15 protein-coding genes and 2 tRNA genes are annotated in these 23101 nt (G+C 48.6%); 6 read left to right on the top strand and 11 right to left on the bottom strand.

Features of this window, described 5'->3' with window-relative positions; all coding sequences use genetic code 11:
- Positions 1–149: 149 nt before the first annotated feature.
- Positions 150–1436, top strand: coding sequence for a serine--tRNA ligase (gene serS, locus B3A20_RS08470; RefSeq protein WP_290763541.1), 1287 nt, complete (start codon positions 150–152; stop codon positions 1434–1436).
- A gap of 277 nt (positions 1437–1713) precedes the next feature.
- Here serS and B3A20_RS08465 read toward each other — a convergent pair whose 3' ends face one another.
- A complete protein-coding gene (locus B3A20_RS08465) occupies positions 1714–2046 on the bottom strand; it encodes a hypothetical protein (RefSeq protein ID WP_290763539.1) in 333 nt (110 codons plus the stop codon).
- 61 nt (positions 2047–2107) lie between these two features.
- Between B3A20_RS08465 and B3A20_RS08460 the strand changes: the two genes are divergently transcribed.
- Entirely contained in the window at positions 2108–3877 is a 1770-nt protein-coding gene (locus B3A20_RS08460; protein ID WP_290763536.1) for an AMP-dependent synthetase/ligase, read from the top strand.
- A gap of 90 nt (positions 3878–3967) precedes the next feature.
- Here the strand turns inward: B3A20_RS08460 and B3A20_RS08455 are convergent, their stop codons facing one another.
- From B3A20_RS08455 to B3A20_RS08425, 7 genes are all read right to left on the bottom strand, one after another.
- Complete coding sequence (locus tag B3A20_RS08455) at positions 3968–5134, bottom strand: phosphoglycerate dehydrogenase (protein ID WP_290763534.1); 1167 nt, start codon at positions 5132–5134, stop codon at positions 3968–3970.
- 125 nt (positions 5135–5259) lie between these two features.
- Positions 5260–7008: a (E)-4-hydroxy-3-methylbut-2-enyl-diphosphate synthase gene (gene ispG, locus B3A20_RS08450; RefSeq protein WP_290763532.1), complete on the bottom strand. Its 1749-nt coding sequence runs from the start codon at positions 7006–7008 to the stop codon at positions 5260–5262.
- Between the two features lie 143 nt (positions 7009–7151).
- Positions 7152–8870, bottom strand: coding sequence for an HD domain-containing phosphohydrolase (locus tag B3A20_RS08445; protein ID WP_290763529.1), 1719 nt, complete (start codon positions 8868–8870; stop codon positions 7152–7154).
- Between the two features lie 23 nt (positions 8871–8893).
- Positions 8894–10600: an HD domain-containing phosphohydrolase gene (locus B3A20_RS08440; protein ID WP_290763526.1), complete on the bottom strand. Its 1707-nt coding sequence runs from the start codon at positions 10598–10600 to the stop codon at positions 8894–8896.
- 171 nt (positions 10601–10771) lie between these two features.
- A complete protein-coding gene (gene pnp / locus B3A20_RS08435) occupies positions 10772–13009 on the bottom strand; it encodes a polyribonucleotide nucleotidyltransferase (protein WP_290763523.1) in 2238 nt (745 codons plus the stop codon).
- A 20-nt stretch (positions 13010–13029) separates the two neighbouring features.
- Positions 13030–13302 (bottom strand): 30S ribosomal protein S15, encoded by a 273-nt coding sequence (gene rpsO, locus B3A20_RS08430; RefSeq protein ID WP_290763522.1) that lies wholly within the window; start codon positions 13300–13302, stop codon positions 13030–13032.
- Between the two features lie 267 nt (positions 13303–13569).
- The gene (locus tag B3A20_RS08425; RefSeq protein ID WP_290763521.1) at positions 13570–17766 is read right to left on the bottom strand and encodes a hybrid sensor histidine kinase/response regulator; all 4197 of its coding nucleotides are present in this window, start codon (positions 17764–17766) and stop codon (positions 13570–13572) included.
- A 159-nt stretch (positions 17767–17925) separates the two neighbouring features.
- On the opposite strand from B3A20_RS08425, the gene B3A20_RS08420 reads away from it, so the two are divergent.
- The 4 genes from B3A20_RS08420 (at position 17926) to B3A20_RS08405 (ending at position 21691) form a co-directional block, all read left to right on the top strand.
- Positions 17926–19503 carry an NfeD family protein gene (locus B3A20_RS08420; RefSeq protein ID WP_290763519.1) on the top strand — a complete coding sequence of 526 codons (1578 nt, stop codon included), beginning with the start codon at positions 17926–17928 and terminating at the stop codon, positions 19501–19503.
- A 115-nt stretch (positions 19504–19618) separates the two neighbouring features.
- The gene (floA, locus tag B3A20_RS08415; RefSeq protein WP_290763516.1) at positions 19619–20593 is read left to right on the top strand and encodes a flotillin-like protein FloA; all 975 of its coding nucleotides are present in this window, start codon (positions 19619–19621) and stop codon (positions 20591–20593) included.
- A gap of 3 nt (positions 20594–20596) precedes the next feature.
- On the top strand, positions 20597–20863 hold the full coding sequence (locus B3A20_RS08410) for a hypothetical protein (RefSeq protein ID WP_290763514.1): 267 nt from the start codon (positions 20597–20599) through the stop codon (positions 20861–20863).
- Positions 20864–21691, top strand: coding sequence for a hypothetical protein (locus B3A20_RS08405; protein WP_290763511.1), 828 nt, complete (start codon positions 20864–20866; stop codon positions 21689–21691). It abuts the gene before it with no gap.
- Between the two features lie 187 nt (positions 21692–21878).
- On the opposite strand, the gene B3A20_RS08400 is transcribed toward B3A20_RS08405, so the two are convergent.
- The 3 genes from B3A20_RS08400 to B3A20_RS08390 form a co-directional block, all read right to left on the bottom strand.
- Positions 21879–21951 (bottom strand) — tRNA-Asn (locus tag B3A20_RS08400).
- Between the two features lie 146 nt (positions 21952–22097).
- Positions 22098–22170: transfer RNA gene (locus B3A20_RS08395), tRNA-Asn, on the bottom strand.
- Between the two features lie 102 nt (positions 22171–22272).
- Positions 22273–23100, bottom strand: a complete 828-nt coding sequence (locus tag B3A20_RS08390; RefSeq protein WP_290763508.1) for a deoxyribonuclease IV — start codon at positions 23098–23100, stop codon at positions 22273–22275.
- Position 23101 lies beyond the last annotated feature (1 nt).

Raw genomic sequence — 23101 nt, 5'->3', positions numbered from 1 at the left:
GTGAAGGATCCTGTAAAACTATGCTATTAGTTGTTAGTCGCAAGTTATTAATCATTGGTTTTCGTTAAATTTTCACTTCCTACTTCCTACTTCCTACTTCCTACTTTTCTATATTCTTCCGCGTAAAAATTTTCAACCGAGGCAATCAAATGCTTGATATCAAAAAGATCCGTGAAAATCCGGAATATTATATTGCTGAAACCGAAAAGAAATATACGACCGTAAGCCTTCGTGACGTGCTCGCCGTCGATAACGAACGCCGTCCGCTCCTCACCGAAGTCGAACGCCTCAAGAGCGAACGCAACGCCCAGTCCAAGCGCATTGGCGAACTCAAGAAGAAGGGCGAAAATGCAGACGAAGCCCAGGCCGCCACACGCGAACTTGGCAACAAGATTGACGAACTCGATAAGAAGCTCAAGGAACTTGACTACAAGCAGACCGAAATGCTCATGCACGTTCCGAACATCGCTCCACGTTCTCCAGAAGGCAAGGACTCCAGCGATAACGTTGTCGAAAAAGACGGCCCGATCCCGTTTGACTACTACACCAAGAACGATGACTTCGCCCGCGTTGACCACAAGACTCTCGGCGAACGCCTTGGCATTTTTGACTTTGAACGTGGCGCCAAGATTTCCGGTTCCGGTTTCCCGGTTTACCGCGGTCTCGGCTCTCGCCTCGAACGCGCCCTCATCCAGTTCTTCCTCGACGAACACATGAAGAACGGCTTCGAAGAATTCACTCCGCCGTACCTCGTTACCCGTAACACCATGCGCGGCACGGGTCAGCTCCCGAAGTTCGAAGAAGACATGTACCGCTGCGACAAAGACGACGACCTGTTCCTCATCCCGACAGCAGAAGTCCCGCTCACAAACCTCTATGCCGGCGAAGTGATTCCGGAATCCGAACTTCCGAAGCGCATCTGCGCCTACTCTGCATGCTTCCGCCGCGAAGCTGGTAGCTATGGCAAGGACACCCGCGGTCTCCTCCGCTTGCACCAGTTCAACAAGGTTGAAATGGTCTACTTCGCCCATCCGGAACACAGCTACGAAGACCACGAAGAACTCACCCGTTTCGGTGAAAAGCTCCTCGAAAAGCTCGGCCTCCCCTACCACCGCCTCGCACTCTGCAAGGGCGACCTCGGTTTCGGTGCAGCCAAGTGCTACGACCTCGAAGTTTACGCTCCGGTCGAAAAGAAGTGGCTCGAAGTCAGCTCCTGCTCGAACTTCGAAGACTACCAGGCACGCCGCGCCAACATCAAGACCAAGATTAACGGCAAGAACGTCTACCTCCACACGCTTAACGGCTCTGGCCTCGCCACTCCGCGCGTGATGGTCGGCATCTGCGACAACTACCAGCAGAAAGACGGCTCGCTCAAGATTCCTGAAGTCCTCCGTCCGTACATGGGTGGGCTTGAGTTTATCAAACCGAAAGCCTAACCATGTAGTGAGGATTTTTCGCAAGAAAAATCCGAGTGCGAGGTTTCGCAAGAAACCTTGCCCGCTCATCGGGGTGGGCTTGAATTCATCACCCCGAAGAAGTAATGAATTGTCATGCCCGGCCCTTGTGCTGAGCACAGTCGAAGCATGACTGGGCACCTCCCTCTTGTTATGGCAAGACAGGATCCATTAAATTTCAAAAGCAAGTCCCTCGGACTTGCTTTTTTCATTGCCTCCGAACTGTCACCCCGGCCATCGTGCCGGGGTCGCCATATTCCTACAACTTTTCCAATTTCTCGTACACGTCGTACAGTCTCTGCACTCCATTTTCAAGCCCGTAGTAATGCTTCACGTAAGGCACCAAAAGCACAAAGAATAGCGCATCAAGCGCCACCACCGAAATCTCGGGAACCACAATCAAAAATAGAATCCCGCCAACGGTCAAAAGCGCAAACAAAATCATCACAAGTTCGTGAACCAAGCGCTCATGCTGAAAAAAGCCGATGTGCGTCCGCACCGACAAGAGTTGTTCCGCCGTCAAAGGCGCCCCCACCTCAACCATTTTCAAAAGTTCATTTTCGTAGTCGCTCAACTTTTTCAGCATATCCATAATATACTGTTTTTTTTGAAAAAAAATGAGCTATTGCAAAATAGAATGTTATTTTAAAAGCATGGAGTTGTTGGAATTCAAATCTCTGCCGTCCATGTTCTTTGCGAACTGCGACAGAGCTGATTTTAAAGGATGGTATCACCGTAAAGACGGTGAGTGGATCCACTATTCCAAAGAAACGCTCAAACGCAACACCAAGGCGCTTGCACTAGCTTTGAACGCGCTCGGGCTAAAAGAAAACGAAAGCGTAGGCATCATCGCACCAAGTTCACCAAACTGGATTATCGTAGATATCGCCGTTCAACTGAACCATGCGCGCGTCGTCCCTCTTTTCCCGAACATTTCGTCCGAAAACTTCGCCTACCAAAGTATCGATAGCAACATCAAGATTCTCATCATCAATTCGTTCGAAGAACTTGACGAACCACTTTTCGGCATTTTAGACAACTTCACTAAAATTATCTGCATTGACAACGATTCGTTCCTTCCTGACAACGGAATATACTGGGACGAACTTCTCAAATGCGGCTACGATGCCCTCGCCGACCAAGTTCGAGCAAAATGGATAGACAACCAGCTTTCGACAATAAATCCTGACGATATTTTCAGTATCATCTACACGAGCGGTTCAACAGGTTGTCCCAAGGGCGTCGAACTCACGCACCGGAATATGTTAGTACAAATTCAGAACATCAAGCCGATGTTCCGACTTGATACCAAAAAAGACACATGCCTTACGATTCTGCCGGTGGCACATGTCCTTGAACGCATGGCGGTCTACTTTTACACGTTCTGCGGCGTTACCGTTTACTTTGGAGACAATCCAAAGAATCTTTCGCACATTCTGCGCGAAGTCCGCCCCACCATCATGATTGTCGTTCCGCGCATTCTCGAACGCCTTTACGAAAGCATGACGACAGCATCGGATCGCGCCAAGGGCATCAAGCGCTTCTTAATCAAGCAAGCCATTAAAGTTGCAAAGATTAAAGACCCGAACAAGCGTTTCGAGCCCCTCCACTGGGTATTCAACCGGATTGTCTACAAACAAATGCGCGAAGCCGTCGGTGGAAATTTCCGAATGATAATCTCCGGTAGCAGTTCCTTGAACAAGTCTATATTGCGATTCCTTTTGAACATCGGACTCCCCGTATTCGAAGGCTACGGCATGACAGAATGTTCTCCGGTCGTTTCTGCAAATTGCAAACAAGCTCTCAGGCCCGGTTCCATAGGCAAGCCACTCGCCCACCTTGACGTACGCATTGGAGATTGCAACGAAATCCAGATTCGCGGAGAGAGTGTTTTTAAGGGCTATCACAATCGCCCGGACTTAAATGTCAAAAACTTCACACCAGACGGTTTTTACCATTCTGGCGACCAAGGCTATTTTGACAAAGATGGATTCCTGTATTTCACAGGACGCATCAAGGAACTGTTAAAGACAAGCACCGGAAAATACGTAAGCCCGAACCCCATCGAGCTTGAAATCACGCGCCACCCGCTTGTAGAACAGGCACTCGTCATCGCCAACGACCGCAAGTTTGCCTCGGCCATAATCTGGCTAAACCCAGTAGGCGCCCGCCGCATGCTCAAGCCGCAAAACGAAGATTACGATGTCGAAAACGCGATAAAGTCGCCGCTAATTTTAAATTCCATCAAACGCCACATCGAACATGTCAACGAAAAGCTAAACCATTGGGAACAAATTCGCAAATGGACTTTAGTCGGTGACGAACTCACGATTGAATCCGGGCTATTGACGCCCACATTAAAAATTCGGCGCACCGTTGCAGAAAAACGATACGCCAAACAAATTGAAGCGATGTATTCTTAGCTATTAGTTGTTAGTCATTAGTCACTAGTTTAACAATCGCGGCTTCGCCGCCTGATTGAAATCTAATAACCAATGACCATTGACCAATGACTAGAAATGAATCACGCGGACCTTGATGACCTTGTCAAGCTTGCCAAGCTTTTCAATGATGGAATCATCGACCTTGCTTTCGACGTCAACGAGGTTGTACCCGATCTTGCCATTGCTCTTGTTGCTGAAAGAAGCAATGTTGATGCCTTCTGCACCGAACACCTTCGTGATTTCAGAAATCATGTTCGGAACGTCCTGGTTGATAACGACAACGCGGCTCTTGATGCCAGCATGCGGATGATCGACGAGAGCCGGGAAGTTCACAGAATTGCGGACGCAACCGTATTCGATGTAATCCTTCAATTCTTCAACAGCCATGACTGCGCAGTTTTCTTCGGCTTCTTCAGTAGAAGCGCCGAGGTGCGGGAAGCAAGTGACCTTGTCGTTCTTGATAAGTTCTGCAGTCGGGAAGTCGCAGAGGTAGCCCAGGAGGGAACCAGAAGCGAGCATTTCATTCACCGGATCCATTTCAACGATGCCACCACGAGCAAAGTTCATGATGTAGGAACCCTTGAACTGAGCGAGGTTCTTCTTGTTGAGGAGGTTTTCGGTAACACCCTTGATGAACGGAACGTGGACCGTGAGGAAGTCAGAATTTGCAATCACGGTGTCGAGATCAGCAATTTCGACCTTGTTAGAAAGTTCATGCATGTTGTTTGCATTCGGATACGGTTCGTAAGCGATCACGCGCATGTTCTTCCAACGGGCATAGTTAGCAACGAGCACACCAATCTTGCCGAGGCCAACAACACCGAGAGTCTTGCCGGCAAGTTCCATACCAGCAAACTTCTTCTTGCCGCTTTCGACCGTCTTGGCGAGATCCGGATCGTTCACATCGAGGTTCTTGACCCAAGCAGCAGCCTTGTCTGCATTACGGACAGCCATGCCGAGCACAGTCATCACGAGTTCAGCAACAGCGTTTGCGTTTGCACCCGGAGTGTTGAACACGCAAATGCCCTTTGCAGAAGCCTTGTCAATCGTGATGTTGTTCACGCCTGCACCGGCGCGAGCGACAGCCAAAAGGCCATCGTAGTTATCCGTATCGACCTGAGCAGAACGCACCAAGATAGCATCCGGATTTTCGATAGAATCGGAAACCTGGTAGAACGAGCCAAACAGGCTCAAGCCTTTCTTGGAAATGTTGTTCATCGTCTTAATAGTTGCCATTTTTCATTCCTTTGTTTAAGTTAAAACTTAGTTGGAAGTAGGAAGTTAGAAGCAGGAAGTTGAATAATCGCGGCTTCGCCGCCAAATTTATTCTGTCTACTTCCTACTGTCTACCGTCTACTAAATCAAGGTTCCACCCAGCGACCTTTTTCCTTGAGCAAATTCACGAGTTCTTCAATCGCGTTTTCCTCAGGGATGTTCTTCTTCACTGCGGTCTTGCCTTCAAAAAGCGTAATGCGGCCAGGACCACCACCGACGTAGCCAAAGTCGGCGTCCGCCATTTCGCCCGGACCATTCACAATGCAGCCCATCACTGCGATGGAAATATCCTGCAAGTGACCAAAGCGTTCCTTAATTTTGCCGAGCACCGTGCGAATGTCATACAGCGTGCGACCGCAGCCCGGACAGCTGATAAAGTTTGTCTTGCTACGGCGGCATGCGGCAGCCTGCAAAATATCAAATGCGAGCGCAACAGATTCCTTAGCGCCCTTGTAGCCGTCAATCACAACGGCATCGCCAAGACCATCCGTCAAGAGGCTTCCAAAGTCGGCAGAAACACGGAGCATGTCCTTGTCCGAGCTACCAATCTTTGCATAAAGCAGAATCGGGTCTTTGCGGCCAGCGGCAGCCAAAGCAGAAGCAAGAGCACGCACGCCATAAACCATGTCGCTACCCGTGTAGCAGAAAATCGAACCCGCCGGAACGCTTGTCGGATTTGCAGCAAAACCAGCCACATCCATAGCATCCTTGAACGTCACAATGTTTGCACCAGCAGAAGCATCAAGGCCAGCCAAAGCAAATTCAGGACCGCGGCGTTCACCCGTGAGGCTTGCGGCATCAGACTTCACGCCCACCTTCACCGGAAGGCTACCGCCAATTTCCACGCCTGCAATCTTCACCACAGAAGATTCGCGACGTTCATAATGATACGGGTCCTTCTTAAGCACCGGCACTTCAAACTTCGGAGCGTCCGCCTTGAGTTCGCAGGCTTCAATCAGGTCCTGCGCCACCGGAACTTCTGCCACCGGATCTTCGGTAAGCGAAACACGAATCGTATCGGCAAGGCCATCAAGCAACAAAGCTCCAATGCCAGCCGCAGACTTCAAACGGCCATCCGCACCAGCACCTGCTTCCGTCACGCCCACGTGGAACGGATACGGCTTGAAGTTTTCCTGTTTCAAACGTGCAGCGAGCAAACGGTAAGCGGCAATCGCCACACGCGGATTGCTCGACTTGAGGCTCAAGACCACCTGGTCAAAATGTTCCGCTTCGCAAACCGCCAAATATTCCAAGGCGCTTTCCACCATGCCTTCCACGGTGTCGCCATAGCGGTAAATCATACGGGCCGAAAGCGAGCCGTGATTCACGCCAATGCGAATCGCACGACCGAGACGCTTAGCTTCCTGTACAAACGGCGTAAATGCTTCGGCAACCTTTTCCTTGCCTTCGTCAAACAACTTGTCCGTCTGCTGGTCGAGCGTCAAAATGCCGGTATCCACAAAGTTACCCGGATTAATGCGGACCTTTTCGACCCACTTGAGCGCTTCAAAAGCGGCCTTCGGCTGGAAGTGGATGTCTGCAGAAACAGGCACCGTGCAACCGGCAGCGCGCACGCGCTTCATGACTTCTTCAAGTCCTGCGGCATCAGCAAAAGTCGGAGTCGTGATGCGAACCAAGCCACATCCTGCCTTAGCAAGAGCAAGCGTCTGGCGGACGGTCTCATCCACGTCCTTCGGCTTGGTCGTCGTCATGGATTGAACTAAAATGGGGGCGTTGCCCCCTATCAAGGCCTCGCCCACGCGGACCTGAACAGTTTCCCTGCGAACCGCCTTAAAACGGTCACCAACATACGGAAGTGTAGTAAAATCTAGCATGCCTAAAATGTAGAAACTTTTACGTCAAAACAATTGATGTATAGCCGCATGCAAACCTATTATTTCGAGTGACTAGTGACTGGTGGTTGGTGATTAGGATTGTAATAAGAATGTTCCTTTTACATTCCTGTTTACCAACAGCTCTAAGCCTTCTCAGCTCTCTCCGCCTCGCACTCCTTCCGATAGTATTCTTCCAGCTCCGCACGGCTCTGGTCGAAATATTTCTTGAGGTTCGGATCAAAATGCTTGCCCATCGACTTGTCGATGATATCGTAAGCATCCTCAAAGGAGAACGCCTCCTTATAACACCTCTTACTCACAAGAGCATCATAAACATCAGCAACAGCCATCACACGAGCTTCTAGCGGAATGCTTTCGCCCTTGAGTCCATACGGGTATCCACTGCCATCCCAACGCTCGTGATGGCCACCCGCCATGTTCTTTGCAATTTCTACAAACAATTCACTCTGGAAATTCGAAAGCAGGTTCTTGATAATGATAGCGCCCTTTTCGGCATGCGTCTTCATCTCGTCAAATTCTTCAGGCGTAAACTTGCCCGGCTTGCAAAGCACATAATCGTCAATGGCAATCTTTCCAATATCGTGCATCGGTGCCGCCGCAATCATGTCATCATAAAACTCTTTTGAATAATTAAGGTCCGGATCCTTTTGCATCTTGGAAACAAGAATGCTCACCACTTCCTTTGTACGTTTAAGATGCGCCCCGGTAAAACCATCCTTGTTATTGACCATTTCAGCCATGCCAACAAGCATCTGGTTCTGGAACAAGCGAATCTGATCTTTGTTATTCTTGATCAACGCCGCAAGCTCTGTATTGTTTGCATCCAGGCGTTCTATGTAGCGTTGGATATTCGTTTCATCTTCAATGCGGAACAAGTATATTTGCAATTTCTTGTTCTGGCAAACATTGCGCATCACCGCCTTGAAATAGCGATCCTTGTACGTAAAGCGATAAACCGTATCGCCACTCAAGCCTTTCAACTGAGCCATGCCATCTTTAAAAATCTTGGCAATTTCAACATCTGTTGGCAAGACGTGATCTACACGGCATTCCAAAAGTTCCGGGAAATAGCGACAAGCGATGTCGTTACATCCAAGGTAAAGCCCTTTCGGCGAAAACGCCAAATATGCCGCCGTATTTTCAGCTTCAAGCGATTCCAGCACACTGTTCATCACATCGTGCATTTTCACCAAGGCGCAAATATAGAGCAACACAAGTTCGTCAATCAAATAGACAAACGGCATGAGCAAAGTGTCGTTTTCCAAATTGCGAGCCAAAATAAAAGCACCTATCGAGACAAAAGCAAGACCCGCAATCGCAATCAAGGTCTTATAACTGACATTGCGCTTCTTCTTTGCAGCTATCACGATGACAACGATATTTGCGACAATATAAAAGTACAGCAAGACATTCCACAAAATATGTCCGGGGCCATATGTCGGCATATAGCTACCAAAGCCGTTTAAAATAACATAGCGCACCGATTCATAGAACACGTCGCTAAAGCCCACTGTGCAAGAGAGCGCAAAGACAAGCGTACTGTACATGAACAAAGCAAACTTAATCCATCTCGACAAATCAAACGAACATAGGCGACAAATCAACAGGAACAGGAACAGCGGCAAAAAGCACGCTCCCAAATAGCACACCTTGTTTGCAACAATCGCCCCCTCAATCGTCGTCGAAAGAGCAAGGAACAAATAACCGAAATCGGCAAGCACAATCGAAAAGAAAAATGCCGTAAAATAGGTATTCAGCGGTCTGCGATAAAAATACGAAAGCAGGCAGGCATTCACCGCAGAGAATACGCACATGGCAATCAGGTAATATATGACAAACATACCAATCTCTCAGACAAGTTCAATCAATGATCTACAGAACAGTAATAATCCATCAGCTGGTCCTGGCATTCCAAGAAGCAATCTTTCAAATGCGGATCAAACTGCTTACCCATCGAGGCCAAAATTACATCGCGCGCTTCCCTGAACGACATGCGTTCCTTATAGCAGCGTTTGCTCACCAGGGCATCGTACACATCAGCAAGAGCCATAATACGCGCTTCCATCGGTATATTTTCACCCGAGCGCTGTTCGGGGTATCCCGTACCGTCCCAGCGTTCGTGGTGGTACAAAGCCATATTCTTTGCGACACTTACAAAGTAACTATCCTTGACTTCGGAGAGAAGTTTTTCGATAATGTTAGCACCCTTAGCCGCGTGCGTCTTCATGATTTCATAATCATCAATATTAAAACGCCCAGGCTTTCGCAACACAGCATCATCTATGGCCACCTTGCCCAAATCGTACATCGGGGCAGCCGCAATCAGCACATCGAGGAACTTGTCAGACAAGTTATCGACACCTTTTTTGCGCATCATCGACACGAGAATTTTCACGACTTCGCTAGTGCGCTTGATATGCCCGTCCATGTTACCGGCACGACTTTCTGCCATCTGCGCCATACCGACAATCCATTTTTCCTGTACCGACAGCTTTTCATTTTCCGTCTGGACCATGTTTTCTTGCAACTTGTTGTTGCTACGGCCCAAGGCATCAATATATTGGCGTTCCTGCGTGTTGTCTTCAATTCTGAATAAGAATACATTCTTACCATGCACCTGCCTCAAGACCTTGACTTCGCACTTGTAGTGGCGACCAAAGTAGTTGAACTCCGTCATCTGGCAGTAATCTGTCAAAATCTTGGACTTTCTGTACTTTTCAATCCAGGACATGATCTGCATTTGCAATTCGGTTTCGCCTTTCAAATGGGCATCCACTCTCATCTTGACAAGTTCTGGGAAAAACTCTAACGCAATGCGGTTTGACCCCAAGTAAGCGCCATCAATCGAGAACGACAGATACGCACAAGAACTTTCAGTCTCAATCGATTCTATCACACATTCCGTGATGTCATACCACTTGACGTTATTGCAAATATAAAGCAAAAGTATCTGGTCCAGCACGTAAATAAACGGCATAATGAGCATATCGCTGCCCAGGTAACGCGCCAAGAAGAACGAGACTATTGTTGCCACTTCGCCAATGATCATTGCGACAATATTCTTGAGCGACACCATTTTCTGGTGCAAAATAGCGCGTACAATAATCCACACATCCAAGAAGAGGTAGCACACCAAGAACGCATTGAACAAGCCATGAGCCCAACCATACGTTGCCACATAGTTGCCAACGCCAGCCTGCACCACATATTCCACAGTCTCGTAATAAGCCGGGAAATACCCAACCGTCATCGCCAAAGCGCAAATGGTAAAGCTCATGGCGATAAGCGCCAAATTCAGCCATCTCGGGATGTCCATCTTGCAGACCTTCAAAAGGGCAAAGAACATGAACATCGGGAGGAAAGACCCGCCAAGGTAGTTCACCTTGTTTGCAATAACAGCCCCCTCGACGGATTCCGAAAAACCAAGGAGCCAATGCCCAAAATTTGCAACCAGAATCGCATAGAAGGCATAATAAATATAGTTATTCCGCTGATTTTGGAAACGAAGCGAAAGCACCGCCAAATTGACAGCAGACAAAACAAACATCAATGTCAAATAGATGTAACCCATATCCGCAACCGGAATATATCCATTAATAAAGGTAATCTATTTTTGCGAATAATGAACACTCCACCTCAAAAAATATTCACATTGCAAAAAATGTCATTTTAAATATAAAAAAAGAAGCGCACAGCCAGAGCCATGCGCTTCTTTAATAGCCTTTTTGGACAAAATCCAGGACTAAGCTTCTGCCGGAGCTTCCGGAGCAGCGTCAACCGGAGCTTCAGCAGCCGGAGCTGCCTTCGGAGGGAGCAAAGCCTTGATAGAGAGCTTCACCTTGCCCTTCGGGTCAACACCGAGGCAGAGCACTTCGACTTCGTCACCAACGTGAACCACGTCTTCGACCTTATCGACACGGTGGTCGGCAAGTTCGGAGATATGCACGAGACCGTCGCGACCCGGGAGGATTTCGACGAATGCGCCAAACGGCTGGATCGTCTTCACCTTGCCCTTGTACTTGCGGCCTGGTTCCGGTTCTGCAGTGAGTTCTTCGATCATGCGGCGGCAAACTTCACCAGCCTTGCCTGTCGGGGCGGCGATGTCGATATTGCCGTTGTCGTCAATGTTGATGGTGCAGCCAGTCTGAGCCTGCATGCCCTTGATGACAGAGCCACCGGAACCGATAACGTCACGAATCTTCGTAGTCGGGATGCGCATCTTGAGCATCGTCGGAGCCTTTTCAGAAACGTGCGGACGCGGTGCCGGGAGGCCAAGTTCAGCCATCTTGCCGAGGATGTGGATACGGCCCTGACGAGCCTGTTCCAAAGCTTCACGCATAAGTTCCGGGGTGATACCGCGGATCTTGATGTCCATCTGGAATGCAGTGATACCTTCTGCAGTACCCGTTACCTTGAAGTCCATATCGCCGAGGTGGTCTTCCGTACCAGTAATGTCGGTCAAGATCTTGATCTTGCCGCCTTCCTTGACGGAACCCTTTTCGGAGATGAGGCCCATGGCGATACCTGCAACCGGAGCCTTGATAGGAACGCCAGCGTCCATCAAGCTGAGGCAGCCACCGCAAACAGAGGCCATGGAAGAAGAACCGTTGGATTCCATGATTTCAGAAACCACGCGGATCGTGTACGGGAAGTCTTCCGGGAGCGGAAGGACTGCAGCGAGGGAGCGTTCGGCCAAGTGACCGTGACCAATTTCACGGCGAGAAAGCCCGAGCTTCTTGCATTCACCGACGGAGAACGGCGGGAAGTTGTAATGGAGCATGTAGCTCTTTGCGCCTTCGCCCTGCAAGCTTTCGAAACGTTGTTCGTCAGCCTTTGTTCCAAGCGTACAAATGACGAGACCCTGGGTTTCGCCACGCTGGAAGATTGCAGAACCGTGAGCACGCGGGAGCACGCCCATTTCGATTTCGATCGGGCGGACTTCGGTCGTGGTACGGCCGTCAAGACGAACGCCTTCGTTCAAAATCATTTCACGCATAGCCGTGCGTTCGAGTTCGCCATAGATGCCCTTAGCATCGGCAACGAGCTTCGGATCCTGAGCGTCACCTTCACCGATGATAGCAAGGATACGCGGATCTTCGAGCATGCGAGCGCAGAGGTCTGCCATAGCCGGATAGAAGTCCGTCTTCACCATGTTGGAGTGGACGTCCTTGTTCAGTTCGTCCCAGACAACTTCCTTGACCGTAGCAACGAGCTTGTCGTGTTCTTCACCAACAAACTTCGGCTTGAGTTCCATCTTCGGCTTGGAGCAGCGGTCCACCAGTTGCTGTTGGGCCTTGCACATTTCCTTAATGACTTCGTGACCAGCGAGGATAGCGCCGATCATCGTGTCTTCGGACACTTCGTAAGCACCACCTTCAACCATGCACACAGAGTCTTCCGTACCGGCGACCACGAGGTCTAGATCGGCCACGGCAACCTGGTCATAAGTCGGCATCACGATGTTCTGGCCATCGACAACAGCCACGCGAACGGCAGCGACCTGCTGTTCGAACGGAAGTTCAGAAAGACCAATAGAAAGAGATGCTGCACTTACGCCAAGAACGTCCGGAGCGAACTTCTTGTCGGAAGAAAGAACCTGAACGATGACCTGGACTTCACGAGTGAAGTTTTCCGGGAACATCGGACGAATCGGACGGTCGATGATACGAGCAGAAAGAATTTCTTCATCGCTCGGACGACCCGGTTCGCGCTTGCTATAGCCACCAGGCAGGCGTCCGGCAGCGTAAGACTTTTCGCGGTATTCAACTGTCAGAGGGAAGAAGTCACCATCCTTTTCTTCACCGTAGCAAACGGTAGAAAGGACAAACGCGTCCCCCATCTTGGCGACAGCAGAACCACGTGCCTGCTTTGCGATACGGCCAGTTTCAAACGTAATGACACGGCCATCCGGAAGGTTTACAGACACTTCCTTCGGGTCGAGCATCTTGCCGTATTTAGCTTGATAAGCTTCTGTTGACATAAAAATCTCCAGTCAGAGAATTAGCCGCGGAGACCGAGTTCCTTGATCAATGCACGCTGAGCGATAATGTCCTTTTCGCCGTAGTACTTGAGAAGGTTCTTGCGCTTTGCAACCATCGCAGACAGACCACGGAGAGAATGGAAGTCCTTCTTGTTGATCTTGATGTGTTCGGTGAGGTTCTTGATCTTTTCCGTGAGGATAGCGATCTGAACGCGGACGTTACCGGTGTCCTTTTCGTTAGCACCAAACTTAGCGGTGAGTTCTGCAGCCTTTTCTTTAGTGATAGTAGCCATTGTAGCCATTCCTTTTTTTGATTGTTTGTTTCATTACATGTTTTTGTCCGAGTTTACTGCTCTAGCACCAGTGGAATTGGCGAATCTGGTCACAGGACCCAGGCAAAAATGCAATTTGAGAGCAAATATAGTATTTAGAACTTAGAACTTAGAACTTAGAACTTAGAAAATACATCGAAATTAAAGTCTTTTTATGGGTTTTAGGTATTAGGTCTTAGGGATTAGGTGAATAATCCTAACCCCTACCACCTGTGACCTAACACCTATCTACAAAAATCTCGACAGCACTTCTTTCAGCTTGTTGACGTTCACGGGTTTTGCCACATGCTCGTTCATGCCGGCATCTAGAGCGGCCTGTTGGTCATCTGCAAAGGCATTTGCCGTCATGGCAATAATCGGAATTTCTGCAGCTTCCTTGTTTTCGAGCTTACGAATCTGGCGGGTCGCCTCGTAGCCATCCATAATCGGCATCTGGACATCCATCAAAATCAAGTCGCAGGCGCCCGACTGCAAATTTTTCATATATTCAACAGCCTTCTCGCCATCACAAAGCGAGGTCACCTGAATTCCGCAATCTTCCAAAATTTCCTGAGCGATTTCGCGATTCAGTTCATTGTCATCTACGAGCAGAACCTTCTTGCCGCTAAAGCTAACCTTCTTGTCCGTCACCGGAGCTTCCGCCTGCATAAGGCCAAAGCTACGCAACAAAGCCGTACGCGCATCCGACGGGAACACGGGTTTACTCATAAAATTGTGTATTCCGACTTTCGTGGCCTGCTCTTCGATATCCGACCATTCATAGGCTGACATCACAATCACAAGTATTTCGCGTCCAAGCATTTCGCGTAGCATGCGAGCCGTCTTCAAGCCATCCATGTCCGGCATACGCCAATCCACAAGGAACGCGTCATACGGACGTCCCTCTGCATCGGCCGCCTTCGCACGTTCAATAGCTTCAGCTCCGGAATAACAACATTCCGCAATAACGCCGAGCTTTTTGAAAATTTGCGGAACGCTCTTTACGCAATCCTCGTCATCATCGACAACGAGAATTCTCTTGCCTTCAAGTTCCCTGATTTTTGAAATATCCTGTTCCTGCGTTGCAATCTTGAACTGGAAATTCAGAACAACATCAGTACCTTCGTCTACCTTGCTCTTGATATCAATGGAGCCATCCATCATATCGACGATGTTCTTCGTAATCGCCATGCCAAGGCCAGTCCCTTGAATGCCCGAAACAGTCGAAGAATTGACTCGCGTAAACGCATCAAAGATTTTCGGCAAGAAATCTTCGCTCATGCCAATACCCGAGTCCCTAATCCTAAACTCGTATGCGCCAATGCCTGGTTCCGGCGAAGCCTTCTGTTCCACAGAGAACCAAATTGAGCCCCCAGCAGGAGTGTACTTGACGGCGTTCGATATCACATTTAAAAGCACCTGATTCAAGCGCAATCTATCACAGACAACCTTCTCATTGCGGATTCCTATGCTATTGGCATAGAACTGCAAATTCTTCGCATTGATATCCGCCTGTACAATGTCCTTGAGCGTATGGATAATTTCCGGAAGCATTTCCGGCTTCTCGTTCAAGTTCAACTTACCAGACTCAATGCGGCTCATATCAAGCACATCATTGATAAGCGAAAGCAAATGATTCGAAGACAGTTCAATTTTTCCAAGGAAATTCTTTACAAGTTCCTTGTTGCCAATATGCATCGTCGCCAGTTCCGTATAGCCGATAATGGCGTTCATCGGAGTACGGATATCATGGCTCATATTGTTGAGGAACATCGTTTTTGCACGCGATGCCGACTTCGCCATTTCAAGCGCCTGCTCAAGAGCCGCCTGCTGCGCCATTTCTTTTCTGTAAACGACATCGTTATTGAACAACCCGACAAGCACACGGTGCGACTTGGACCAGTCGCCCATCTTGGTCACTCTCATGCGGTACCACTTGAGGCCCTCAGAGGTCACACGTCGGTAATCCAGGAAGAACGAGTTCTCGTCTTTAAGGCGCGAGATGACAAAATCGCGATTAAGCGTACGCAGGACAGATTCCAGGTCATCCTTGTAAACAACCTTTCTGACATCCACTTCTTCGTAATCAAAGAAGTTTGCGCCCTTGCCAGTCTTTTCATTTAAGACGTCGCTAAACTTTCCGCCCTTTATAGAAACACTAAATAAGCCAGTATCAATGTTCACATCATACACGATTTCGAACTGGTCCGAAAGGCTCATGATGCGTTCAACGTTTTCCTGGTGCTCCGTCTCAGCGCGGTACTGGGCATCAACTTCAACAAAGCCAACAGCAATAAGCTTAGGAGGCTCATCCACAGGTTCGGCCTTTGCAAACACCAAACGCGTGTACTTGTATTCACTACCGTAAAGGTGTCTGAACACAATCGTCAAACGCTTCTGGTGCATTAAATAACTGGCCACAACCTCTCTAGAGGCAAGCTTCATAAGCCTTTCACGGTCATCCGGATGCGCCTGGGCCAAGACAAATTCCTTAAAGACATCTTCAAGCCTATTGCAAGAAACAAAGAAATCCTTTAGGGAATCGTTAATTTCGCTGCGGACAGCAAGCACTCCACTCGTATTGTCCACAAGATTAAAGTAGAAGAGCGATGAATAGTCTTCCGAAAGGATGTCGATAATTTCAAGGTTGCGCTTCAGGTTCGACTGGATATCCATCTGCTTCTTGATTTCTTCATCGACGCTATGCAAGCCAAAGACAATGCCCTTAAGATTGCCGATTTCATCCTTATCGGCAATAATCTTCATCTGGTAATAAACTTCCTTGCCATCAAGCTTAATCTTAAAGTTGATATGGGTAATCGGCTCGTTTTTCAAGACCGCAACCAGATGATCTCGGCTAGTCTGTTCATGGAAATACAGCTTATCAGAATCGCAAATCAGGTACTTGAGCAATAAATCCATTCTCTTGGAGAAACTCTTTTCCGAAGACCACCCAGGAATGGCCTTCAATAGCACAGAACTTGCACGGTATGTCACCACGAAATCAGACGCAGAATCTTCACCAATCGTTACGTAGTTCACAAAGTCAAAATCCGAGGCCAAGGATTCGATAACCCTGTTGTTACGGTCCATTTCCTGCCGCTGTGCAATAGCCTTGTTGACTTCAGAATCAATATTTTCGACCGCAACGATAACATGGTTTTCGTCCTTTCTGGACTTGATAGCTTTCATTCTATAGAACTGAGGGACACCATCAATGACAAGTCTATACTCAACAGAGGCACTCGGATTTTCTTCTAGACGCTTGAGGAAAGCGCCCTTTTCCATAAAGTGCATTACGATTTCAAGATCGTCCTCATGAAGATTATGCCTCAGGCTTGAAATAGAATCAAAGAAGAAGTCACGTCCGGTCACCGCCTCATGCAACTTGTTCATCAGCTTGTCTGAATGGAAGGTATCAAATGAATCATCCAGGATGTTCACATAGAAGATGCATTCGTAAGTTCCGCTCAAGGCATCTGCAATTTCGGAGTATTCATTACTTTCTGCTTCGACCATACGGCGGGCATTCCACACCATGCGGAGCAGGTACAATAAAATCACCAGAAGTTCAATTGCCGAAATTCCGATATAGAACTTTCGAATTTTATCGACACGCGCAAAAGCGATATTCTCGTTGACATACAAGATTTGCGTCCAGCATCCGCCAAACAACGGCAATGCAACAGCAAGTTTCGCTCCATCCGAAGATGTTTCATCATAAAAGATGTGCGAAGTCTCGCCTTTCATTACGCCAGCCGCCCATTCTTCCAGCGAATATCCATTTTTAGGTTTTACGGCACGGACAAAGTCATTGAAATTTTTCCACTTTCCAGTTTTTTCAACAACAAAGGAACCATCTCGACGGTCCACAACAATTAAAGAGGCTTTTCCCTTAAATGCATTTGTCGCCACATAGCCAAACAAGGGCTTGATTTCAGAAACAGCCGATAGCATCGCCACCACCTGTCCCCTGCGGCGAACAGGGACCATCTGTTCAAAAACGATATTTTCGGCATGAACGACATCGCGACCGACTTTTGATATATACGGCTTGGGCGATACAATTTTCTTGTAGTTTTCAACGTACGAAGAATCAAAAACAACGGCATGGTCAGCAATGATATGTCCATCAGGCAAGTACAGACGAGCGACAGATACCAAAGGTCCAATGCGCGAACCTCGAATCAAGCGCACTATATTTTCGGACAGGAGGTTTTCTTCCATCCCGACCACGGTTGCAATATTGGACAACGCACTCAAAAGTGAGCGCCCTAAAAAGCCCATTTTCGCTTCGGAAGCGTAGGCAACTTCATCAAGCGAGTCCCAGCTATCGTCAATCGCCTGCCTATTTATGTATAAAAAAGAAACGTTCGTTACAATAAACAAGAACGCGACAAGGAGTAGCGATACGATTAAATTTCTTTTAAAAAAATTTTTATTCATAAGTTTTTTGTAACATTCAACAATATATTATACATTTTGAAAAAGCCTTTTGACGGGAAATCTTAAAAAATTTATGGTTTTAACGCATTTTTCTGCAAAAAAGTGTTTTTTTTCACAAAAAAGCGCGCTTAAGATATTAAATCTTTATACATTGACGATATGAAATTTATAACGAATATTATTCTCCTTATTGCGTTATTTACCGCATTCGCCTCCGCAAGCACCACAACCGTAGCCGATACCGCAAAAAAATCCGATATCAGGGAAATCACCCTTCCAAGCGAAAGCGATAGTTTAAAAATTCAAAAAAAACAGGCTATTTGGATCAAGCTTGAAGGCGATGTTGACCCCGCCATGTATGAATTCTGCGCCCGAGCCATTGGCGAAGCCATAGAAAAGAAACCTGACGCCATCGTTTTTGAAATCAACACCTTCGGAGGCCGCCTCGACGCAGCGTTTGACCTCGTCGATACCATCATGGCTGTCAAAGGGCCCGAAACCATAGCTCTAGTGAAAAAGAAAGCGATAAGTGCAGGCTCACTCATCGCCCTTGCTTGCCAAAAGCTCTACATGCTCGAAGCCACGACTATTGGTGACTGCGCCCCGATCGTGCAAGGCGGCGACGGCACTCCGCAAATCGTAGGCGAAAAAATTCAATCCCCGCTCCGCGCGAAATTCAGAAACCTGGCGCAACGTAACGGCTACCCGGAACTTTTGGCATCCTCGTTTGTCACTCCAGAACTCGAAGTTTTAGAACTCACGGCCAAGCTTGACAAGGGCAAGGAAACGGAACGCGACACGACACTCATTATCGAAGGCAAGAAATACGCCGTCCTAGACAGCGCCGAAAAGAAGTTCTGGGGTTCCCCTAAGATTCTCGTAAAAGAAGGCGAACTCTTGACCATGACCGACAAAGAAGCCGAAGAACTCGGATTCTCCAGAGGAACGTTCAAGAACCGCGAAGACTTTGAAACCAAGCTCGCCTTTGAAAAAAAGAGCGAAGTCGAAACAAATACCGGAGAAAAAATCGCAAGCGCCATCGCCGCCATCTCGGGGCTTCTCCTGATTCTCGGATTTGGCGCGCTTTACATCGAATTCAAGACTCCTGGGTTCGGAATGTTCGGCATCATCGGCATTATCCTTATCGGGATTGTCTTCTTCGGGCAGTTCGCGCCGCAGCTTGACGGCTACATCCCGGCCATCTTGCTTGTAGCTGGCGTGATATTGTTCTTAGTTGAGATATTCGTCATGCCGGGCACGTTCCTGTTTGGCATTGGCGGTATCGCCTGCATGATTATTGCGCTCATCATGAGTTTTGACGCTGCAAATATTCCAGAGTTTGTTCCGGAAGCCGTCGAGACGACCTTTGACGCGACCCCATGGCTATTCGGGCTATTCTTTGTGCTCAGCAGCGCAGCCATCGCACTTATCATCCCAATTGCGGCAAGCAAATACTTAATTCCATTACTCCCTGAAGGCTGGACACCCATGCTCAAGACCGACATGGAAACAGCCGTCTCGCCGACCGAGGCCGTGCAAGAAGTCGCCATCGGTACAGTCGGAACCGCAAAGACATTCCTCCGCCCAGTAGGCCAAGCTAGCTTTACCATGCCAGACGGAAGCACTAAACTTTTTGACGTGCAGACCCACGGTGAAATCATCGAGGCCGGCGAAAACGTCAAGATAGAAGCAATACAGGAAGGTCATATATGGGTTTCTCGTGTCATCCCCGCGTAGGCGGGGATCTCCTATACAATAAACAAAAGGAGATGCCCGCTCGGTGGCGGGCATGACAAGAAAAAACAGGCATGACAAAAAATTTAAAACAAAAACACATAACTTGGAGAAAAACATGGATAACCTTATCATCATCGGCATTATCATTGCCGCCATCGTCGTCATCATCTTGCTCGCCTTTATCGGCAAGTTCTTTAGCCTCTGGCTCCAGGCCTTGTTCTCCAAGGCAAACGTGAGCATTTTCCAGCTCATCGGTATGCGTCTCCGTAAGGTTCCGCCACAAGTCATCGTCGAAGCGCGAATCCTCAGCTGCAAGGCAGGTCTCCCCGTTGACACCAACCTGCTCGAAGCCCATTACCTTTCCCGCGGTAACGTGCTCCGCGTGATCCAGGCACTCATCGCCGCCAACAAGGCTAACATCAAGCTTGACTTCAAGGAAGCCGCTGCTATCGACCTTGCCGGCCGTAACGTGCTCGAAGCCGTGCAGATGTCCGTGAACCCGAAGGTCATCGAAACCCCGAAGGTTTCCGCCGTGGCTCTTGACGGTATTCAGCTCCACGCCATTACCCGAATCACCGTACGCGCCAGCATCCAAAAGCTCGTCGGTGGCGCTGGCGAAGAAACTGTTGTCGCCCGTGTTGGCGAAGGTATCGTGTCTTCCATCGGTTCTGCACAGAGCCACAAGGAAGTGCTTGAAAACCCGAACATGATTTCCAAGAAGGTGCTCGCCTCCGGCCTTGACGCAGGTACAGCATTCGAAATTCTCTCCATCGACATTGCAGACGTAGACGTGGGTCAGAACATCGGTGCTATCCTTGAAACCGACCGTGCCGAAGCTGATAAGAAGATCGCCCAGGCCAAGGCAGAAGAACGCCGCGCCATGGCATTCGCCGCCGAACAGGAAATGAAGGCAAAGGTGATGGAAATGAAGGCAAAACTCGTCGAAGCCGAAGCCCAGATCCCAATGGCTATGGCAACCGCCCTCCGCGAAGGAAAGCTCGGCGTAATGGACTATTACAACCTGAAAAACATCGAAGCCGACACGCAGATGCGTAAAGAAATCGGAACCGCCCCGGAAGCAAGCAAATAAAATATGATTGGTGAATTTGTTGGTGAAATGCTGACTGAAGTTGCAGCGGGGATAGTTCAAGGACTCGCTGATGAAGGCTTTTCCAAAATAAAGGACGCATTGTCGCCAACATATAAGAATCCGACAGTTCCCCCAAAAGCTGTTAAAGCAAAGCATGCAAAGCCAGAAAAGAAACCCTACGTCAGCCGGGACAAAAGGCACGAAAGGAATCTGAAAAAGAAACTGGATTTGCAAAGACGCAGAGCGAAAACAAACAGCGAAGGAGCCTAAATGGAATCATTACTCATATTCATTGCGATTTTCGTCATTGACGCGCTTATCAAGAGGGCTAACGCGAAGAAGAAAGCCCTTGAAGAGAAGCAATACCACGAAGATTCCGATGAAACAGCAAACGAGGAATTCGACGAAAACGAGGACACCTCTCTTAAGCCGCCGCCGTCTGCAAATCGCAAACTGCAAGAATACATCAAGCAGTTCGAAGAAGCGCAGCGCGAGGCGGCTCAAGGAACGATGGAATCCCCGATGCCGCCTCCAATTCCCGAGAACTACCATCGCCTGGGTGACCAAGTGACCATGCGTGAAGTCGCAGAAGACATCGTTCAGCTTGGCGCTGTCGATATTGAATACCTCAAAACCGAATTTGAAGTATCAGAATCTCGCGCCATCGATTTAATCTACGAGCTCCAGCAACACCGCATTATCGGCCATGACATGGGTGATGGCGCCTACGACGTTCTCGTGCAAGATATCGACGAACTCAACAATCTGCTATCGCACGAGCAAAAAGCGGAAGATTTTGCCCAAGCGGCAACAACCACGCCCAAGCCAAGCGCATCAACGACAGCCAGCGATAAGCAGAGCCAGCTGAAAATCCTCGAAGAACGCGCCCGCAAGGCACGTGAAGAAGCTGCAGAAGCAGCGCGCCAAAGCGATATCGAAAACGGCTACACAGGCGAAACAGCCGAGATTGCAGATCCGCTCACCAAGCGCACTGTCGTGCGCTCGATAAGCCGAGAAAGCGCACGTCGCGGGTTCATCTGGGGTAAAATCATTGACGAGCCACGCTTCAAAAAGCGCTGGACCGCATTAAGCAGGTAATTCGCGCAATTAGCCAAACGCGAAACTTGCCGAAATCTTACAATTCATCCCGGACGGTTCCACCGCCCGGGATTTTTTATACTATTGATAAGCGAGATGGCAAATCAACCCACCATGACGTCACCATCGATTCGGCCGACATAAGCCTAAACACAAAACCCCCGATCTTTCGATCGAGGGTTCTGAGCTGCTTCACTTGGACTCGAACCAAGGACAACGCGATTAACAGTCGCGGGCTCTACCAACTGAGCTATGAAGCATCGTAGTCATTCAAAATCTTTAGAAGATTCCTCTGACGCGCACAAATATAGATGATTTCTATTTTCTTGTCAAGGGGATATGCGCGTATTTTTCATATTTATGACTAAAACACAAAACCCCCGATCTTTCAATCGAGGGTTCTGAGCTGCTTCACTTGGACTCGAACCAAGGACAACGCGATTAACAGTCGCGGGCTCTACCAACTGAGCTATGAAGCATCGTAGTCAATTCAAAAATCTTTGAGGGATTCCAATCGACGCGCACAAATATAGATGATTTCTATTTTCTTGTCAAGGCTTAAGCTCAAAAATTTTCATTTTTTAGCGTTCCTGATTCCGCATCAAGGCGATTTCCTTGGCATAGCCAGGCAAATCGTTAGGCGTCTCCAAATAGAACGGGAGTCCCTTAAGCGCCGGATGGTTCACGACATCAACAAGTGCCGAAAGACCAATAAATCCTCCACCAATAACCTCGTGCCTATCCTTGTGACTGCCTAGCGGATTCTTACTGTCATTCAAATGGATTGCACAAAGACGCTTAAGGCCTATCACCTTGTCAAACTCGTCAAGAACATCATCCAGATGGTTCACTATATCGTAACCGCCATCGAAAACATGGCAAGTATCCAAGCAAACCCCGACCTTTTCGGCAAGCTCTACACGATCTATAATTGCACACAACTCTTCGAATGTACGGCCAACCTCGGAACCCTTCCCCGCCATCGTTTCAAGGAGAACCTTCGTCTTCAAGTCCTTGTGCAAGATGTTGTTCAAGTGTTTCGAAATCAAATCGATTCCCACCTCAACGCCTTGCTTCACATGGCTTCCTGGATGAAAGTTATACATCGCACGCGGAAAATGGTCCATGCGAAATAAATCGTCTTTCATTACGTCCTGGGCATATTGCCTCAGCGACGGATCAGCCGCACAGGCATTCAACGTGTATGGAGCATGCGCTAAAATCGGAGCAAAGTTGTGAGCATCCATAAACGCATTCAGCGCCTCGGCATCAGCCTTGTCAAACGGCTTTGCCGAACCGCCACGCGGATTACGCGTAAAAAACTGAAACGTATCGGCGCCAATGGAAAGGGCGGTCTCCCCCATTGCCAAAAAGCCGCCCGAAGAAGATAAATGACATCCAATATGCATA

This window comes from Fibrobacter sp. UBA4297 (assembly GCF_002394865.1).
In the GTDB taxonomy this organism is placed as follows: domain Bacteria; phylum Fibrobacterota; class Fibrobacteria; order Fibrobacterales; family Fibrobacteraceae; genus Fibrobacter.
Note: the sequence above shows the minus strand (reverse complement) of the source record. Positions and strands in the feature narration are given on the sequence as shown.

What these genes read in the sequence shown, in the direction of transcription:
- serS (WP_290763541.1), top strand. Translation starts at nt 150, where the DNA reads ATGCTTGATATCAAAAAGATCCGTGAAAATCCGGAATATTATATTGCT.
- pnp (WP_290763523.1), bottom strand. Translation starts at nt 13,009, where the DNA reads ATGTCAACAGAAGCTTATCAAGCTAAATACGGCAAGATGCTCGACCCG.
- rpsO (WP_290763522.1), bottom strand. Translation starts at nt 13,302, where the DNA reads ATGGCTACTATCACTAAAGAAAAGGCTGCAGAACTCACCGCTAAGTTT.
- B3A20_RS08455 (WP_290763534.1), bottom strand. Translation starts at nt 5,134, where the DNA reads ATGGCAACTATTAAGACGATGAACAACATTTCCAAGAAAGGCTTGAGC.
- ispG (WP_290763532.1), bottom strand. Translation starts at nt 7,008, where the DNA reads ATGCTAGATTTTACTACACTTCCGTATGTTGGTGACCGTTTTAAGGCG.
- B3A20_RS08420 (WP_290763519.1), top strand. Translation starts at nt 17,926, where the DNA reads ATGAAATTTATAACGAATATTATTCTCCTTATTGCGTTATTTACCGCA.
- B3A20_RS08460 (WP_290763536.1), top strand. Translation starts at nt 2,108, where the DNA reads ATGGAGTTGTTGGAATTCAAATCTCTGCCGTCCATGTTCTTTGCGAAC.
- B3A20_RS08410 (WP_290763514.1), top strand. Translation starts at nt 20,597, where the DNA reads ATGATTGGTGAATTTGTTGGTGAAATGCTGACTGAAGTTGCAGCGGGG.
- floA (WP_290763516.1), top strand. Translation starts at nt 19,619, where the DNA reads ATGGATAACCTTATCATCATCGGCATTATCATTGCCGCCATCGTCGTC.
- B3A20_RS08425 (WP_290763521.1), bottom strand. Translation starts at nt 17,766, where the DNA reads ATGAATAAAAATTTTTTTAAAAGAAATTTAATCGTATCGCTACTCCTT.
- B3A20_RS08465 (WP_290763539.1), bottom strand. Translation starts at nt 2,046, where the DNA reads ATGGATATGCTGAAAAAGTTGAGCGACTACGAAAATGAACTTTTGAAA.
- B3A20_RS08390 (WP_290763508.1), bottom strand. Translation starts at nt 23,100, where the DNA reads ATGCATATTGGATGTCATTTATCTTCTTCGGGCGGCTTTTTGGCAATG.
- B3A20_RS08405 (WP_290763511.1), top strand. Translation starts at nt 20,864, where the DNA reads ATGGAATCATTACTCATATTCATTGCGATTTTCGTCATTGACGCGCTT.
- B3A20_RS08445 (WP_290763529.1), bottom strand. Translation starts at nt 8,870, where the DNA reads ATGTTTGTCATATATTACCTGATTGCCATGTGCGTATTCTCTGCGGTG.
- B3A20_RS08440 (WP_290763526.1), bottom strand. Translation starts at nt 10,600, where the DNA reads ATGGGTTACATCTATTTGACATTGATGTTTGTTTTGTCTGCTGTCAAT.